Below are 16,121 nucleotides of genomic sequence, written 5' to 3' on the forward strand. Positions count from 1 at the left end.
AGGGTAGCAGGGAAGGTGGATTTGACCAGCCCGGCTCAGTTGCAGACTTCGCGGGTGCGGTAAACGTAGGTCTGCGAATAATCGTCCCAGACCCGGTAGCTCACCGTCCGGCAATCATAATAGGTGGTGCGGCTGTAGGTCTGGGTCACGCGATGGGAGTTGGAATAGCTGCTGTAGCCGTTCGAATAGCCGTAGTCGCAATCGTCGGCCAAGGACACGGTGGTGGCCGCGGTGAGCGCGCTGGCAGCGAAAGCGAGGGTAAGGAGCATCTTGCGCATCGTCATGGTCCTCCAATTTGCGGGCGTTGTGCCCTCGTCGATGACAGGACCCTATCCCCGCCGATCCGGGGCGACAGTGCGGTATCACACGCCGACCTGGAAAGGCCGGGCAGGGGTGTTTCGCCGGGAACAGGAATGTTCCCGGGAACAGGGATCGACCGCGCCGGTGAAGGGCGGTATGGAGCGGGAATCGCCGTTTCGAACAAGAGAGCAGCCGTGACGCCTCCCGCCGTGATCCTGGTCCGCCCCCAGCTCGCCGAGAATATCGGCATGTGCGCCCGCGCCATGATGAATTTCGGCCTAAACGAGATGCGCCTCGTCTCCCCACGCGACGGCTGGCCCAAGAAGGGAGCACGCCAGGCCTCCTCCGGCGCCTCTGCCGTGCTCGACAATGCGAAGTTGTTCGAGACGACTGAAGAGGCGATCGCCGACCTCAATTATGTCTTCGCCACCACGGCCCGCGAGCGCGGCCAGATGAAGGACATCTTCGCCGCTGACGAGGGAGCCCAGAAGATGCAGGCGCTGGCCGGTGAGGGCGCGCGCTCGGGCATCCTGTTCGGGCCCGAGCGGATGGGCCTTTCCAATGATGATGTGGCATTGGCCGATGCCATCATTTCCTTTCCGGTCAGCCCGGCCTTCACCTCCATCAATCTGGCGCAGGCCGTGCTTCTGGTCGGCTATGAGTGGTGGAAGCTGATCTCAGGCGGCAAGGCGCCCATCGCCCCGACGCGCTCGTCCCCACCCGCGACGCGTGAGCACATGCTCGCCTTCTTCGACTATGTGGAGAAGGAACTCGATGCCGTCTCCTTCTTCTATCCTCCCGAAAAACGCGAAGTGATGGTACGCAATTTCCGCAACATCTGGCATCGGCTGGAGATGACCGAGCAGGACGTCCAGACCATGCGTGGCGCCGTCGCCTCGCTGGTGGGCGGACGGCAGGGCACGCGCATTAAGCGGGACTGAGAGGCCGCAGGCCGGGCGCTTGCTTTGTTCATTGAAGTGACAGAAGCACCCGTCATTGCTTCGCTGCGCCGTAATGACGAACGGAAGCTCCGTTCTCACCCCGCGAAACACCTGTCACAAAGGCTCGCTACCCTGTAGAGCCATCGTCCATCTGCAGGTGTCCCATGGCTTTGGAGATCGAGCGCAAATTCCTCGTTCGCGATGAGTCCTGGCGCGAGCTTGTGCAGGCCTCCGCTCCCATCCGCCAGGGCTATTTCTGCCGTACGCCTTTGCTGCGCGCCCGTATCCGGGTGTTCGGCGAGCAGGGCTTCATCACCCTGAAGAGCGAGCCGGGCGTGATGACACGCCATGAGTTCGAATATGAGATCCCCAAGGCCGATGCGCTGGAAATCATCAAGTGCTTCAGCATCGAACCACTGATCGCCAAGACGCGCTACGATGTGACGTATGAGGGCACGCTGTGGGCGGTGGATGTCTTCACCGGCGCCAATACCGGATTGGTCGTCGCCGAGGTGGAACTGGCGTACGAAGCCCAGAAGGTGGCCATCCCGCCTTGGGCCGGCCTGGAGGTGACGGGTGACCGGCGCTATGGCAATTCCAACCTGGCGCGGTTTCCATATACGACCTGGGGCGATGAAACCCTCATGGCGGAGGCACTGTTGTAAAGTCCGCGGCAAGCGTGCCGCTTTGGGATCAAAAAAAGATCGCGATGGAAACGCTTCATTCACTCATCTGGGCTTTTATGGACGTGCGCCCGGTTGGGTAGTGCGTACGGGCAATTCGATATGCAGCGATTGGACCTTATTGGTTTCGATCAATCGGGAGAGCCCCGCAAAGGCACAGGTCCTTTGGGGGTCGACCTTCTGGCTGGCACGGTTTATGGAGTTGCGGTCATGTCTGGCCGCACTCCAACTGTCCTCGTCTTTGATTCAGGCCTCGGCGGCCTCACCGTCTTTTCAGAATTGAGAACGGCGCTTTCGGGCGCCAATTTTATATATGCCGCCGACGATGCGGTCTTTCCTTATGGCCGGCTGCCCGAGGACGTGGTGATTGCCCGCGTCGTTGAGATCATGGACCGCCTGATCCCGCTCCACCAGCCCGACCTGGTGGTGATCGCCTGCAACACGGCCTCGACCCTGGTGCTGCCGGCGCTGCGCAGCCGCTTCTCCATCCCTTTCGTTGGCACGGTGCCGGCGATCAAGCCTGCGGTGGCGTTGACCCGGACCGGCCGGGTGGCCATCCTTGCGACTCCAGGCACGGTGAAGCGCGACTATACGCACCAACTCATTCAGTCCTTCGCCAAGGGCATCGAGGTCGAACTCGTCGGCGCGACTGGCCTGGCGGCGCTCTGCGAAGCCCATCTCAAGGGATACTCGGTGGAGGACGCTTCGGTAATCGAGGAGATCGCGCCCTGCTTCGTCGACAGGGACGGCAAGCGCACCGATGTGGTGGTGCTCGCCTGCACGCATTACCCCTTGCTGCTGGAGACGATGCAGCGCCTGGCGCCGTGGCCGGTGACCTGGCTGGATCCGGCGCCGGCCATCGCCCGCCGTGCGGCCGATCTTGCCGGACCGGTACCGCCGAGGACGATTCCGGCGGACGCAACGGCCATCTTCACCAGTGGCGCGACGGTCACCGACGACCTGCGACGGGCTTTCCTGGAGCGCGGGCTGCCCACCATGGCCGTCGAGGCAATGCCGCCTCATTGGCACTGAGACGCGTTGTTCACTCCACCGTCACGACAATGAAACGCCTGTAGACATCGACATGGATGAGCGGTGAACCGTTGAGGATTGCTCTCTGGGCGGAGGTGCTGATGCGGCCATTGTCGAGGAATTCCTCCAGCCTTTCCCGGTTCGCCTTGTCGGCAAAGAAACTGTCGCCCTCGTCCTCGGCATCACGGTTGCCATAGACATAGTAATTCGCCCGGTCCTGGCGGATGATCGCGGCCACGCTGGTGAGGCGCTCGCCACTGGAGTTGAAGTGATCCTGCGCGCTCAGGCGGGCGTCATAGCTGGTGAGCGGCTCCTCGGCGGAAGCCATGGTCGTGAGGGCGAGCAGGCAGGCGGCGGACAGGCAGGCGAGTTTCATGGTGGTCTTCCAATTCCTGCCAATGGGATATCAGAGAGGCCGAAAGCATGTCGAGTTACCCCGGATACGCACCAACGGGGGATGGTTCTCCAATTGGAAGGGCGTCGTGTCCCTTTACCGAATTGACACATCCGCCAGTTTCGACTAAGTGACCGCCATCACGCGGGGCCTTTTGGTCCCGCGTGATGTTTTACGCTCCCGCGATATCCGCCAAGCGGATATCTGTCGCCCGGTCTGCCAGCGTTTGCCGGCAGGGGGAGAGGAGGGCGCGTTCCTCATAAACTTCGCAAACCATAGAGGACGCGAATGTCGAAGCGCCACGCCGCTAAGTACAAAATCGATCGCCGTTTGGGCGAGAATATCTGGGGCCGTCCCAAGTCCCCAGTCAACCGTCGCGAATATGGCCCGGGCCAGCATGGCCAGCGCCGCAAGGGCAAGATGTCTGACTTCGGCACGCAGCTGCGCGCCAAGCAGAAGCTCAAGGGCTATTATGGCTCGATCTCGGAGAAGCAGTTCCGCAAGACCTATCAGGAAGCGCTTCGCCTGAAGGGCGACTCGTCCGCCAATCTGATCGGCCTGCTCGAGCGCCGCCTGGATGCTGTGGTCTATCGCGCCAAGTTCGTGCCGACCGTGTTTGCCGCCCGCCAGTTCGTCAACCATGGCCATATCAAGGTCAATGGCCGCCGCGTCAACGTGCCGTCCTACAAGGTCAAGCCGGGCGACGTCGTCGAGGTCCAGGAAGCGTCCAAGCAGCTCGTGCTGGTGCTCGAGGCCGTTGCTTCTGGCGAGCGTGACGTTCCCGATTACATTGAGGCCGATCACTCCAAGATGAGCGCCAAGTATGTCCGCGTGCCCACACTGCAGGACGTGCCCTATCCGGTCCAGATGGAGCCGAACCTCGTCGTCGAATTCTACTCGCGCTGATCTGTCCATCACGAAACATCGCTGAAGGGCCGCCGCGTTGGCGGCCTTTCTTTTTGGAACCCAGCCAGCCAAGTAACGCGTGAAGAACAGGATCTCTTGTCCAGACGGTCAGCAAATCGGGATGGCCGTATTGCAAAAAGATCATGAGACAAGCCGGCTCAGGTGCGTATGGTCTTGCCAGACAAAGCCGGCGAAACAAGCAAGAAAGCGGCAGGGGCTGTCGCGCAAAAACTAAGGCGTTTTGCGATTTGACGGAATCGGTAGGAATCGCAAAGACGCGTTGAAGCAATGAGCTAAGGCAACGCAGCGTTTACGCTTAAGCGCGCTTTGCATTGGCAAACAATACAGCAGGGCGGGAACCGTCGTTGCGCATGCTTGCCGCGGACAGGCTGACGACCTCTCCGGCGGGTCAATGCTAAGAGGTCTGCATGGGTTACACGCTTTGGGGCGAACCGGATTCCGGCTCTTTCATGATCGAGGCCGCCTTGGCCGAAGCGGGGCAGGAGGTTCACCTGATCGATATCGATCTGACCAAGGATGAGCAGCACCACGCTCAATATCTGGCGATCAATCCCCTTGGAAAGATTCCGGCTCTCCGCTTCGAGGATGGCACCACCATCGTGCAGTCAGCCGCCATCCTGATGTCGCTCGCCGAAGCCCACCCCCAGGCCCACCTGCTGCCGGCGCTCGACGCGCCGGATCGACGCCACGCTTTGCGCTGGCTCATCCATGTGGCTGCCGAAATCTACCCGCTCATCGAAGTCTACGACTATCCCTTGCGCTTCGCGCCGCCCGAGACGGCCGAGACGGCCATGCGTTCGCGCGTACGCCACCGGATCCGCGAGCGCTGGCTGCTCGTCGAGCAGGCGGCAAGCTCCGAAGGCAGCTTCCTGCTGTCCGGCTTCTCAGCCATCGATCTCGCCATCGCCGCTATCAGCAACTGGGCCATCGGCGCTGAATGGCGCTCGAAGGAATGCCCCAAGCTGACGCGCATCAGCGAGAATGTCGCCAACCGTCCCCTCGTCGCACCGATCTGGCGCCGCCATTTCGGGGCGCAGGAGAACTGACTGGAAAGCCGGCGCTTCCGGCTACCCCTTCCTCCCCGGCGCGGTGAAGGCCGCGATCGCCGCCTCGTCGTGCCCGGCCTCGCGCAGGAAGCGGCGCGCGAACTCTGCCGCCGGCGCCCGCAGTGCATCATCGGAGCGGATCAGGTGGAAAGCGACGTGATAATCGATCGTTCGGTCGGAAACCGCCACCACCCGCCCGGTTTCCAGCGCCGCTGACGCCAGGGGTGGTCGCGCCAGTGCGATGCCGAGGCCCTGGCAGCAGGCGTCGATGACGATGTTGTAATCCTCGAAGCGCCGGTCCTGACCGCGGGGTGTGTAGTCGATGCCCTCAGGCGCCAGCCAGCGCCGCCAGCCTTCGATGTTCGAATCATGCAGGATCGGCAACTCCAGAAGGGCCTCAGCCGTCATGCGTCCGGCCAGGCGTTTGGCCAAGGTAGGGGTGGCGATCGGAAAGGCCCGTTCGTGCCACAGGTGCTGGCCGCGCACGCCTGCCCATGGCCCCTTCCCGCACCGGACCGCGAGATCCGTCCCTTCGCCGAGATCCGCGAGGCGATGCTCCAGGAAAAGTTCGAGATGAATGTCATGCCCTTCGAGGCGCTGCAGCCGCGGGAAGAGCCAGAGCGAGGCCACGGAGGGTGTCACCGAGAGGCGCACCACCGCCTTGCCGCGCTTGGGGGACCAGCGCTCACCACTGTTGCCGAGCAGGGCGAGAGCCTCTTCGGCCCGTGCGAAAAAGCGCGTGCCCTCGGCGGTCAGGTTGACCCCGCGTGCCGCCCGCTCGAACAGGCGCACGCCCATCCAGCGTTCCAGCCGGGAGACCTGGCGGGATACCGCACCATGTGTGATACCGCTCTCCTCTGCCGCAGCCGAAAAGGAGCCGAGCCGAGCCGCGCGCGCAAAGGTCTCGAGCGTGTCGAGCGGCGGAAGGGAAGGAGAGCTGTGAACCATGCGCACATTTGATCATCGATTGCGGTGCTTTTCAAGCACGCATCCAAGGCCTACCCCAGCGACGACAAAAGGTTGCTGGAGATGACGATGAGTGCTGTTGCGAGCGAGTCGATAGCCGAGAAAAAGAGCGGATTCGACTTCATTGCCTTCGGGGCGATCCTGGTGACGATCCTGTTCTGGGCATCGTCCTTCGCCGTGATCCGCGTCTGCCTTGGGCCGTTGACGCCGATCGAACTCGCTGCCGCTCGTTACGTCTCTGCAGGCCTCCTGGGAGCGGCCTATCTCGTGATTGTGCGTCCGCCTTTGCCGAGCGGACGGGATTTCATTCGCCTCGGCGTTGCCGGCGTGCTGTTCATCACCGTCTATGCCGCGCTGCTCAACACCGGCGAGCAAACAGTGCCGGCGGGGCCTGCCAGCTTCATCATCAACACCATGCCGGTGTTCACGGCGCTGATCGCGCTTATGGTGCTGGGCGAACGCTTCGGCCTGTGGGGCTGGATTGGCACCGCCGTATCCTTCGGCGGTGTAGCGGTGATCGCCGCGGCAGCGGATGGCGATTTCAGTTTCGACCCGAACGCCGTGCTGATTCTGGGCGCCGCCATCTGCGCCGCCGTAGCGAGCATCATGCAGAAACCCTTGCTGAAGCGTCTTCCGGCGCTGGCGGTTACGGCCTGGATCATGCTGCTCGGCTCGATCCCCCTGCTGCCGGCCGTGCCGGAGACGGTGAAGGCCCTGGCCGCCGCGCCGGCGCTAGTGAAGTGGAACGTCGCCTATCTCGTGCTGTTTCCCACGGCGATCGGCTACGTGACCTGGGCAATCGCCCTGAAGCGCCTTCCGGCCGGCCGCGCCGCCAATTTCCTCTATGGCGTGCCGCCGACTGCCACCTTGATCGGCTTCCTATGGCTCGGCGAGGCGCCGACAGTGGCGGGACTGATCGGCGGTGCGATGGCGATCTTCGGCGTGGTGATTGTCAATGTGATGCGGGGGAGGTAGCTGGGAGCGCAGACGTCCTCGTCCGCTCCTGAGCCACAGCACAAAAGTAAAAAGGCGCCAACCGGATCGGTGGCGCCGTTCTTGTTTAGAGCAACGGTTCAAGAGCGGACGACGACGTCCGCGCTCCCAGGATCACACCCGCGCGGGCGCCTTCACCGGGATGTTCTTTTCCTGCAAGTAGGTCACGAGCTCGCCCGACTGGAACATCTCGCGGGCGATATCGCAGCCGCCCAGGAATTCGCCCTTCACATAGATCTGGGGCACCGTCGGCCAGTTCGAGAAATCCTTGATGCCGCTGCGCAGTTCCGGATTCTGCAGGACGTCGTGGTCCTTATAGTCGACACCAAGATAGTCGAGGATCTGTACGACCTGGCCGGAGAAGCCGCACATCGGAAACGCCTTGTTGCCCTTCATGAAGAGCACGACGTCGTTGGACTTGATCTCATTCTCGATGAAAGAGGCGATATCACTCATGGGTCTATCTCGATTTCTTGGGTTCAATCTCGATTGAGGAAGCAATGCTGAGCATGTAAGCATGCCGAAGCGCAATGTCAGGCCTCAGCCTAACATATTTTGCGCCGCGGCATAGACATCAGGGCGCGCTGGTCGAGAGCGCGAGAGCATGCAGCACGCCGCCCATCTTGCCCTTGAGCGCGGCATAAACCATCTGGTGCTGCTGCACGCGGGACTTGCCGCGGAAGGCCTCGGTAATCACCGTGGCTGAATAGTGATCGCCATCCCCCGCAAGATCGCGAATCTCGATCTTGGCGTCGGGGAAGCTGTCCTTGATCATCGCTTCGATATCGGCGGCCGGCATCGGCATACGGAATGGTCCCTTCTCAGGCGGCTGCGCGCTTGGCGCCCATCAATTCGGGCAGGAAGGCCTCGTGGCGTTCGTTGAGCGCCGACACCAGAATGGGCCTGCCTTCGGGCAGGATCAAGGCATTGCCGCCGGTTGTGCCCAGCGCGGTTACGGGCACGCCCGCAGCATCGGCCGCCTTGACGAAGGCCTCGGCTTCGCTCGCGGTCAGGGCCACGACATAACGGGCCTGATCCTCGCCATACCAGAAGGCGTGCGGCTGGTCGCCCTGCGGCGCCTTCGAGAGGTCAGCGCCGATACCCCTTGCCATCGCCATTTCGGCGACGGCGACCAGCAGTCCGCCATCGGAGATGTCGTGGCAGGTCTTCAGAGTACCCGAACGGATCCGGCCGCGGATGAAATCACCATTGCGCTTCTCGACCGCAAGGTCGACCGGCGGAGGGGCGCCTTCCTCGCGCTTCAGGATTTCGTTGAGCCAGATCGACTGCCCGAGCCAGGTGCCCGGCTCACCCACCAGCAAAACCTTTTCACCCTCGGCCCTGAAGGCGATGGAGGCGGTCACCGCGACGTCGTCCACCAGGCCGACACCGCCAATGGTCGGGGTCGGCAGGATGCCGCGGCCATTGGTTTCGTTGTAGAGCGAAACATTGCCCGAGACGATCGGGAAGTCGAGCACCCGGCAGGCCTCGCCGATGCCTTCCAGGCAGCCGACGAACTGGCCCATGATGTCGGGCCGCTCGGGATTGCCGAAATTGAGGTTGTCGGTCACGGCGAGCGGCAGGCCGCCGACGGCCGAAATGTTGCGCCAGGCTTCCGCCACGGCTTGCTTGCCGCCCTCGACCGGATCCGCCTCGCAATAGCGCGGCGTCACGTCGGAGGTCATGGCCAGGCCCTTCGGCCCGTCGTGCACGCGCACCACCGCCGAATCGCCGCCCGGCGTCTGGATGGAATTGCCGAGGATCAGGTGATCATATTGCTCGTAGACCCAGCGCTTGGAGGCGAGCTCGGGCGAACCGACCAGCTTCAGCAACGCCTCGCCAAGGGTGACATTCGCCTTCAGTGTGCTGGCGTCGAGCACCGGCTGCCTCGGCGAGGGGACATGGGGGCGGTCATAGAGCGGAGCCTCATCGCCCAGTTCCTTGATGGGCAGGTCGGCTTTGAGGTCACCCTTGTGGAAGATGCGGAAGCGCAGATCGTCCGTGGTCTTGCCGACAATGGCGAAGTCCAGTCCCCATTTGCGGAATATCGCCTCGGCCTCTTCCTCCTTGCCGGGCTTGAGCACCATGAGCATGCGCTCCTGGCTCTCCGACAGCATCATCTCATAGGCCGTCATGCCGGTCTCTCGCACCGGCACCTTGTCGAGGTCGAGCTCGACGCCGAGGTCGCCTTTGGCGCCCATCTCGACCGCAGAGCAGGTGAGGCCGGCAGCGCCCATGTCCTGGATGGCGATGATGGCATCGGTGTTCATCAGTTCGAGGCATGCTTCAAGCAGCAGCTTCTCGGCAAAGGGATCGCCGACCTGCACGGTGGGGCGCTTCTCCTCCGACTTGTCGTCGAATTCGGCCGAAGCCATGGTGGCGCCGTGGATGCCGTCGCGGCCGGTCTTGGAGCCGAGATAGACGATCGGATTCCCCACACCCGTCGCCTTGGCGTAGAAGATCTTGTCCTGTTCGGCGAGGCCGAGAGCGAAGGCATTGACCAGGATATTGCCGTCATAGCGCGTGTGGAAGCGCACCTGGCCGCCCACCGTCGGCACGCCGAAGGAGTTGCCGTAGCCGCCGACGCCGGCCACCACGCCGGAGACGAGATGCTGCGTCTTGGGATGGTCCGGCGCGCCGAAGGAGAGGGCGTTCATGCAGGCGATGGGACGGGCGCCCATGGTGAAGACGTCGCGCAGGATGCCGCCCACGCCCGTGGTCGCGCCCTGATAGGGCTCGATATAGGAGGGGTGGTTGTGGCTCTCCATCTTGAACACGGCGGCGAGCCCGTCGCCGATATCGATCACGCCGGCATTCTCACCCGGACCCTGGATCACGCATTTTCCCGTGACGGGCAGTTTCTTCAGATGCAGGCGCGAAGACTTGTAGGAGCAATGCTCGTTCCACATCGCCGAGAAGATGCCAAGTTCGGTGAAGGTCGGCTCGCGCCCGATCAGGTCCAGGATCCGCTGATATTCATCCGGCTTCAGCCCGTGCTGGGCAATGAGTTCCGGGGTAATGGCGGGTTCTGCGTGGACGGACATGCCGCGTCGAGCTCCTGATGCTGCGCGCGTGCCTGCGCGCTCGTTTACGGGAGGCGATAGGGGGATCCGCTCCGAATGTAAACCATTGATCGCGTTGAACGCGCTCGTTCCACATTGACACTGCAACTTTGTTGGCATCCCTGTGTTTTCAAGCAGCAAAGAGCAGTCTGGGAGTAGCGGGAATGCGCACATTTTTCGTGCAGATCAAATGCCAGCTCGGCCGCACCTATGAAGTGGCCAGTGCGCTCGCCGAGGCGGAGATCGCCTCAGAGATTTATTCAACTGCCGGCGATTACGACATCCTGGCCAAGTTCTATGTCAACGATGATATCGACATCGGCCATTTCGTTGGCGAGAAGGTCCAGGTCATTCCCGGCATCGCCGATACCCGCACCACGCTGACGTTCCGGGCTTTCTGATGACCGTAGTCACCGCCCAGTGCTGCATCGTTGGCGGTGGGCCAGCCGGCGTGATGGCTGGCCTGCTCCTGGCGCGCGCCGGCGTCGAGGTGATCGTCCTTGAAAAGCATGCCGATTTCCTCAGGGACTTTCGCGGCGACACCATCCATCCCTCGACGCTGGAGCTAATGCATGAACTAGGCCTGATGGAGGCCTTCCTGAAGCTGCCGCATGACAAGGTCGAAGAACTGGCGGGCCAGGTCGGCGATCAGGTGATACCGATGGCGGATTTCCGGCACCTGCCGACCCGTTCCAAATTCCTGGTGCTGATGCCACAGTGGGAGTTTCTCAACTTCCTGACCTCGCAAGGCGAGCGCTATCCGGGGTTCCACTTGCTGTTAAGGACTCAGGCGACTGGCCTGATCGAGAGCAAGAACGGCATCGAGGGCGTGCGTGCCCATGGCCCGCAGGGCGCCTTCGAGATTCGCGCTCCCCTCACCATCGCAGCCGACGGACGTCACTCCATCCTGCGCGATCAGGCGGGCCTTTCGGTGCTCGATATCGGCGCGCCGATGGACGTGCTCTGGATGCGCCTGTCGCGGCGCGACAGCGATCCGGCTCAGACGCTCGGACGCTTCGATTCAGGCGCCATCCTGGTCATGCTCAATCGCGGCGATTACTGGCAATGCGCCTATGTCATTCCCAAGGGCGGCTATGACAGGGTGAAGCAGGCGGGTCTGGCGATGTTCCGCCGGAAGCTGGCCAGCCTCTCAGGCCTGGAGGCACGGTCCGAGGAGATTCGCGGCTGGGACGACGTCAAGCTGTTGACCGTGAGCGTCGACCGCCTCAGGCGATGGCATCGGCCAGGCCTGCTGTGCATCGGCGACGCCGCGCATACCATGTCGCCCGTCGGTGGTATCGGCATCAACCTCGCCATCCAGGATGCAGTCGCCACCGCCAATCTGCTGCATGCCAAATTGCGCGAGGGCGCTGTGACCGATGCCGATCTTGCGGCCTTGCAGCGCAGGCGTGAATGGCCGACCAAGGCAACGCAATGGGGGCAGGTCCAAGTGCAGAACCGCGTCATCAGCGCGGTGCTCTCCAGCAATCAGGCGCTGAAACCACCCTTGTTCCTGCGCCTCCTTGGGCGATTTCCCATCTTGCGCCGCATTCCCGCACGCCTCATCGGCATGGGCGTACGGCCCGAGCATATCGGCTCGCCCGAGAGGTGAGGGCGCCGATGTTTTCGCCGTATCAGGCGCCCAAGCCGGCTCAGCTGCGCGAAACGGCTTCCGGCAGCGTGGTCCACTGCGTCACGCGGGCGCTGTCGGCGCAGCGCTGGCTCGCCTTGGTGCCGGAGATGACATCGCCCGTGCCCGGACCGCTTTTGACGATCAGGAAGACTTGCGCGCCATTGCCCGTATCGGCGCTGACGCAAGCAGCGTAATCGTCGGGATGCTGCTGGGCGGCAGCGGCCGTACGCCAGCCATTCGAAATGCGCGCATCGACAATTTGGCCGGGAACGAGCTGGGTAAGGCGCCGGGCGAGAAGCTCACGGCCGGACTGCGGCACCGGGAACTGCTGGGTGCCGTCGCTGGTCACCACCGCCTGCGGCTGTTCCTGATAGACCGGCTGCGGACCGCTGGTGCGCGAGAGGCTGCAAGCCGCCAGCGCAAGAGAGAGCCCGACGGCGCCGGCCAAACCCCAGGAAAGACGTCCAGAAGAAAGACGATGGCTCATAGGTCTGCTCCAGTGCTTACAATACAGAATCGCACCACTCGGGTGGGCACGCAACCTCGCGCTTGCCGCTGCACGCAGTGAGGTAAATCGAGCGTGAATGCTGTGCGAAAACGCACATCCCGTAACACGCACATGCGCAAGTTCTGCGACAGCGCCTAGAGCCTGCTTTGAGCCGCCTGAATATCGAGCGTAACTGGCAGATCTGTATGAATGTTGCCTTCAGGCGGTCGCCATGCTGCCGATCAAGCTGGCGAACAGGCCGCGGCCGTCGGTGCCGCCAACCAACGGGTCGATCAGGTTTTCCGGGTGCGGCATCATGCCGAGCACGCGGCGATTGGCCGAATAGATGCCGGCGATGTTGTTGAGCGAACCGTTCGGGTTGGTCGCGGCTCCTACCTTGCCATTCGCATCGCAATAGCGAAAGGCCACCAGCCCGTCGCCCTCCAGCTGCGTCAGCGTCTCCGGCGAGCAGAAATAATTGCCTTCGCCATGGGCGACGCAGACATCGATGGCCTGGCCCTTCTTGTAGGCGCTGGCATAGGCCGTGTCCGTACGCTCGACGCGTAGATAGACGCGCTTGCAGATGAACTTCAGGTCGGCGTTGCGCATCAGCACGCCGGGCAGCAGGCCGCCATCGGTGATGATCTGGAAGCCGTTGCAGATGCCGAGCACGAGGCCGCCACGCTCTGCATGCTTGCGGATGGCGTCCATGATGGTGGCGCGAGCCGCGATGGCGCCGCAACGCAGATAGTCGCCATAGGAGAAACCGCCCGGTAGCACGGCGAGATCCGTTCCGGCCGGCAACTCGCTGTCGGCATGCCAGACCGCTTCCACCTTGGCGCCGGCCTGTTTCAGAGCCTTGGCGACATCCCCCTCGCGATTGGAGCCAGGAAAGGTGATGACAGCTGCTTTCATCGATCATACTCGCTGTAGCGGGGGAGGCGGACCGGGGCCTTATGGTTTCTTTGCCGAAGCCGGGTCAAGCAAAGAGTGAGCCAACCCGCTAATTTTGCAGCTCGAATCCGCTGAGCAGCGCCTCGAGGGCGGCAATGTCGGCCTTCGAGAGTTTGGGAGCACCCAGGCGCACCTCCAGCGTGCCGTGGCCCTGGCGAAGCAGCAGGATGATGGCAGCCGTTTTGGCGAGCGCCCGGTCCTCGATGTCATAGACGCCGCGATAGCCGTCTGTGCCGCCGACGGTGACAGGTTCCACCGGGCCGCGGGCGAGGAGACGGGATGCCGGCGTGAGACTTTGCAGGCGCAGATCGACGGAGGCTCCGGTGCCGGCACCAGGACCGAAGGGCGCAAAGCCAGGTGCGATCAGGGGCCGCTCGTCTCGCACGAAGGTGAGGACATTTCCAGGCGAGCAGTCCGGCGCGATACAGCGCAGAGTGAGCAGGGAAGGCGGCGCGGCCGTCTGCCGCGCCCACTGGTTGTCATCGAAGCGGAGGGAAAAGCCTTCACTCTGGGCAAGCCGTGGCGCCGCTGCCGCCATGCTGCCCCAAAGGCAGAGGAGCGCCAGCGTGAGCCACCGCCTGGCCATCAGGCGATTTCGATGGCGTAGTTTTCGATGACCGTGTTGGCGAGAAGCTTTTCGCATGCAGCCGTCAGGGTTTCCCGCGCGGCCTCGGCATCATCCTGGCCGATCTCGATGTCGAACACCTTGCCCTGGCGCACGCCATTGACACCGTTCACGCCGAGAGAAGCGAGAGCGCCCTCGATCGCCTTGCCCTGCGGGTCCAACACGCCGTTCTTGAGCGTAACGATGACACGAGCCTTCATTCAACACCTGCCTTGATGCAATCCTGAACCGATCGTGGATGCGCTTAAAGCAGTCGGGGCGGCGGTTCAATCGCTGCTTCTGCCTTCAGCCCCGGAAATCCATTCCTTCGCCAATGGTGAGAGCGCAGGAGCGACTGTTGGGGGCGCGGAGGTGTCTCAATACGCACTGCGTTCGACGAGCAGGTCTGCCTTACACAGGAATCGGCCCGAATCTTGCATGTCAGGATAGTGCTCCCCTATTGCGCCTCCCAGTAAAATATTTTTAACTGCAGGAAAGCCAGCCGGTGAACGGGTAATTGCGCCCGTCGCAACAGGCCGGTGCGGGGAAGTGACGTCCAGGATGCCTTTGGTGTGAATGCGTAAGAACGTTTCTTTCAACATCGCGGCATCCGGAGGGATGCCGCCAACGCCAGAACCGGCGGTTTGGAGACGAAGGCATGTCTGAACTGAGAAAAGATAGTTTGTCCTTTATCGAGGCGCTGGGGCAGTCGGTGGCGAATGTGTCGCCAACCCTCACCCCCACTATCGCTGTCGCCGTTGTTGCCGGCATGGCAGGCTCGGCCTCCTGGCTGGTCTATGTCCTGGCGACGATCTCCCTGGTGATCGTCGGCATCAATATCGGCAAGCTTGCCGGCAAGATTTCTGCTGCCGGCTCCTTCTTCATCTATGTCTCGCGGGGGCTGGGACCTTCCTACGGGCTGCTCGCGGGCTGGGCCATGCTGGCTGCCTATCTGTTCACCGCAATGGCCCTTACGGCGGCCACGGCGCTCTTCCTCCAGGATCTGGTGGCAAGCATGGGCTTCGCCGCCACGGTGCCCAGCGCGGTGTTCTTCCTGCTGATCTCGGTGGCCGTATGGCTCTTTGCCGTGCGCGACATCCGCATCTCCTCGCGGGTGGGCCTCGGCATCGAAGTGATATCGATGGCCATCATCCTGCTGGTCTGCTTCATTTCCTGGCGCGCCCATGGCTACGCAACCGACGTGAAGCAGGTGCAACTCGATGGCTCCTCCTTCGCCGCTGTTGCACAAGCCATCGTCTTCGGCATCTTTTCCTATGTCGGGTTCGAAAGTGCCGCCACGCTTGGCAAGGAGACGCGCAATCCCAACCGGATCATTCCGCGCGCCGTGATTCTCACCCCCATCATCGCGGGGCTCTTCTTCATCGTGACGACCTATGTCATTTCGCAAGGGTTCGACGACGATGCCTCCAAATTGGGTGCAAGCTCAGGGCCATTGAGCGATCTTGTGGCAGGCAAAAGCGTGCTGCTGACCAATCTTGTCTATGTCGGCGCGGCGATCAGCTGCTTTGCCTGCGCCCTTGCATCGATCAACGCCTTCAGCCGGATGCTGTTCTCCCTCGGACGCTACCAGTTCCTTCACCGGGCCGTCGGCACGATCCACGAGTCGCATCGTACCCCTCATATTGCTGCCACCATTGGCGTGGTCCTGAACTTCATCGTCTGCGCCAGCTTCTCAAGCCAGGCCAATCCCGATCTGCTCGGTTATTTCGGCACCATTGCGAGCTTCGGTTTCATCATCGTGTACATGCTTTGCTCCATCGCAGCCCCGGTGCTGCTGCGCAAGATGGGCGAGGCCAGGCCTATGGACTATGTCATGGGTGGTTTGGGAACAGTGCTGATGATCCTGTCGCTGATCGGCAGCATCTATCCAGTGCCGGCCTATCCCTACAACGTCCTCCCCTACGGCTTTGCCCTTTACATGCTGCTGGGGGTCGGCTGGTTCTTCCTTGTGAAGATGCGTGCACCCCACGCGCTATTGGGCGTGGAGCACGATCTGGAGGTGCAGGCAGCCTGATCTCGGACTTCTCGGCGAAGAAAGCCGCCGTCAGTTGGCAGGATATTCATGCCGATCGACGGCG

20 protein-coding genes are annotated in these 16,121 nt (G+C 62.6%); 9 read left to right on the forward strand and 11 right to left on the reverse strand.

Annotation, left to right across the window (positions count from 1 at the left end; all coding sequences use genetic code 11):
• Positions 1–35: 35 nt before the first annotated feature.
• The gene (locus ACMDCR_RS14550) at positions 36–284 is read right to left on the reverse strand and encodes a hypothetical protein (protein ID WP_413993193.1); all 249 of its coding nucleotides are present in this window, start codon (positions 282–284) and stop codon (positions 36–38) included.
• Positions 285–494: 210 nt separating this feature from the next.
• On the opposite strand from ACMDCR_RS14550, the gene ACMDCR_RS14555 reads away from it, so the two are divergent.
• The 3 genes from ACMDCR_RS14555 to murI all read left to right on the forward strand — a co-directional run bounded on the left by ACMDCR_RS14555 (position 495) and on the right by murI (position 2,956).
• Positions 495–1,241, forward strand: a complete 747-nt coding sequence (locus ACMDCR_RS14555) for an RNA methyltransferase (protein ID WP_413993194.1) — start codon at positions 495–497, stop codon at positions 1,239–1,241.
• 164 nt (positions 1,242–1,405) lie between these two features.
• The gene (locus tag ACMDCR_RS14560; protein ID WP_413993195.1) at positions 1,406–1,906 is read left to right on the forward strand and encodes a CYTH domain-containing protein; all 501 of its coding nucleotides are present in this window, start codon (positions 1,406–1,408) and stop codon (positions 1,904–1,906) included.
• A gap of 228 nt (positions 1,907–2,134) precedes the next feature.
• Positions 2,135–2,956: a glutamate racemase gene (murI, locus tag ACMDCR_RS14565; protein ID WP_413993196.1), complete on the forward strand. Its 822-nt coding sequence runs from the start codon at positions 2,135–2,137 to the stop codon at positions 2,954–2,956.
• A gap of 10 nt (positions 2,957–2,966) precedes the next feature.
• Here murI and ACMDCR_RS14570 read toward each other — a convergent pair whose 3' ends face one another.
• Positions 2,967–3,332 (reverse strand): hypothetical protein, encoded by a 366-nt coding sequence (locus ACMDCR_RS14570; protein WP_413993197.1) that lies wholly within the window; start codon positions 3,330–3,332, stop codon positions 2,967–2,969.
• A gap of 306 nt (positions 3,333–3,638) precedes the next feature.
• On the opposite strand from ACMDCR_RS14570, the gene rpsD reads away from it, so the two are divergent.
• Together rpsD and ACMDCR_RS14580 are read left to right on the forward strand one after the other, a co-directional pair.
• Positions 3,639–4,256, forward strand: coding sequence for a 30S ribosomal protein S4 (rpsD, locus tag ACMDCR_RS14575; RefSeq protein ID WP_413993198.1), 618 nt, complete (start codon positions 3,639–3,641; stop codon positions 4,254–4,256).
• 428 nt (positions 4,257–4,684) lie between these two features.
• Positions 4,685–5,323 (forward strand): glutathione S-transferase family protein, encoded by a 639-nt coding sequence (locus ACMDCR_RS14580; RefSeq protein ID WP_413993199.1) that lies wholly within the window; start codon positions 4,685–4,687, stop codon positions 5,321–5,323.
• 21 nt (positions 5,324–5,344) lie between these two features.
• Here the strand turns inward: ACMDCR_RS14580 and ACMDCR_RS14585 are convergent, their stop codons facing one another.
• The gene (locus tag ACMDCR_RS14585) at positions 5,345–6,271 is read right to left on the reverse strand and encodes a LysR substrate-binding domain-containing protein (protein ID WP_413993200.1); all 927 of its coding nucleotides are present in this window, start codon (positions 6,269–6,271) and stop codon (positions 5,345–5,347) included.
• A gap of 87 nt (positions 6,272–6,358) precedes the next feature.
• On the opposite strand from ACMDCR_RS14585, the gene ACMDCR_RS14590 reads away from it, so the two are divergent.
• Positions 6,359–7,264, forward strand: a complete 906-nt coding sequence (locus ACMDCR_RS14590) for a DMT family transporter (RefSeq protein WP_413993201.1) — start codon at positions 6,359–6,361, stop codon at positions 7,262–7,264.
• Between the two features lie 132 nt (positions 7,265–7,396).
• Here the strand turns inward: ACMDCR_RS14590 and grxD are convergent, their stop codons facing one another.
• From grxD to purL, 3 genes are all read right to left on the reverse strand, one after another.
• Complete coding sequence (gene grxD, locus ACMDCR_RS14595; protein ID WP_284316656.1) at positions 7,397–7,738, reverse strand: Grx4 family monothiol glutaredoxin; 342 nt, start codon at positions 7,736–7,738, stop codon at positions 7,397–7,399.
• A gap of 118 nt (positions 7,739–7,856) precedes the next feature.
• Positions 7,857–8,087, reverse strand: coding sequence for a BolA/IbaG family iron-sulfur metabolism protein (locus ACMDCR_RS14600; RefSeq protein WP_413993202.1), 231 nt, complete (start codon positions 8,085–8,087; stop codon positions 7,857–7,859).
• 16 nt (positions 8,088–8,103) lie between these two features.
• Complete coding sequence (gene purL, locus ACMDCR_RS14605; RefSeq protein ID WP_413993203.1) at positions 8,104–10,326, reverse strand: phosphoribosylformylglycinamidine synthase subunit PurL; 2,223 nt, start codon at positions 10,324–10,326, stop codon at positions 8,104–8,106.
• Between the two features lie 182 nt (positions 10,327–10,508).
• On the opposite strand from purL, the gene ACMDCR_RS14610 reads away from it, so the two are divergent.
• Entirely contained in the window at positions 10,509–10,745 is a 237-nt protein-coding gene (locus ACMDCR_RS14610) for an Lrp/AsnC ligand binding domain-containing protein (protein ID WP_413993204.1), read from the forward strand.
• Positions 10,745–11,956 (forward strand): FAD-dependent oxidoreductase, encoded by a 1,212-nt coding sequence (locus ACMDCR_RS14615; protein WP_413993205.1) that lies wholly within the window; start codon positions 10,745–10,747, stop codon positions 11,954–11,956. The genes ACMDCR_RS14610 and ACMDCR_RS14615 overlap by 1 nt, the downstream gene beginning before the upstream one ends.
• Positions 11,957–11,996: 40 nt before the next feature.
• Here ACMDCR_RS14615 and ACMDCR_RS14620 read toward each other — a convergent pair whose 3' ends face one another.
• The 5 genes from ACMDCR_RS14620 to ACMDCR_RS14640 form a co-directional block, all read right to left on the reverse strand.
• Complete coding sequence (locus ACMDCR_RS14620; protein ID WP_413993206.1) at positions 11,997–12,464, reverse strand: hypothetical protein; 468 nt, start codon at positions 12,462–12,464, stop codon at positions 11,997–11,999.
• A 219-nt stretch (positions 12,465–12,683) separates the two neighbouring features.
• Positions 12,684–13,379, reverse strand: coding sequence for a phosphoribosylformylglycinamidine synthase subunit PurQ (gene purQ, locus ACMDCR_RS14625; protein WP_413993207.1), 696 nt, complete (start codon positions 13,377–13,379; stop codon positions 12,684–12,686).
• Between the two features lie 88 nt (positions 13,380–13,467).
• Positions 13,468–14,004 carry a hypothetical protein gene (locus tag ACMDCR_RS14630; protein ID WP_413993208.1) on the reverse strand — a complete coding sequence of 179 codons (537 nt, stop codon included), beginning with the start codon at positions 14,002–14,004 and terminating at the stop codon, positions 13,468–13,470.
• The gene (gene purS / locus ACMDCR_RS14635; protein ID WP_413993209.1) at positions 14,004–14,243 is read right to left on the reverse strand and encodes a phosphoribosylformylglycinamidine synthase subunit PurS; all 240 of its coding nucleotides are present in this window, start codon (positions 14,241–14,243) and stop codon (positions 14,004–14,006) included. The genes ACMDCR_RS14630 and purS overlap by 1 nt, the downstream gene beginning before the upstream one ends.
• Before the next feature lie 156 nt (positions 14,244–14,399).
• The gene (locus tag ACMDCR_RS14640) at positions 14,400–14,624 is read right to left on the reverse strand and encodes a hypothetical protein (RefSeq protein ID WP_413993210.1); all 225 of its coding nucleotides are present in this window, start codon (positions 14,622–14,624) and stop codon (positions 14,400–14,402) included.
• Positions 14,625–14,680: 56 nt separating this feature from the next.
• Here ACMDCR_RS14640 and ACMDCR_RS14645 point away from each other — a divergent pair, with 56 nt between their 5' ends.
• Entirely contained in the window at positions 14,681–16,057 is a 1,377-nt protein-coding gene (locus ACMDCR_RS14645) for an APC family permease (RefSeq protein ID WP_413993211.1), read from the forward strand.
• The last annotated feature ends 64 nt before the right edge of the window (positions 16,058–16,121 follow it).

This window comes from Labrys okinawensis (assembly GCF_047345005.1).
In the GTDB taxonomy this organism is placed as follows: Bacteria; Pseudomonadota; Alphaproteobacteria; order Rhizobiales; family Labraceae; genus Labrys; species Labrys okinawensis.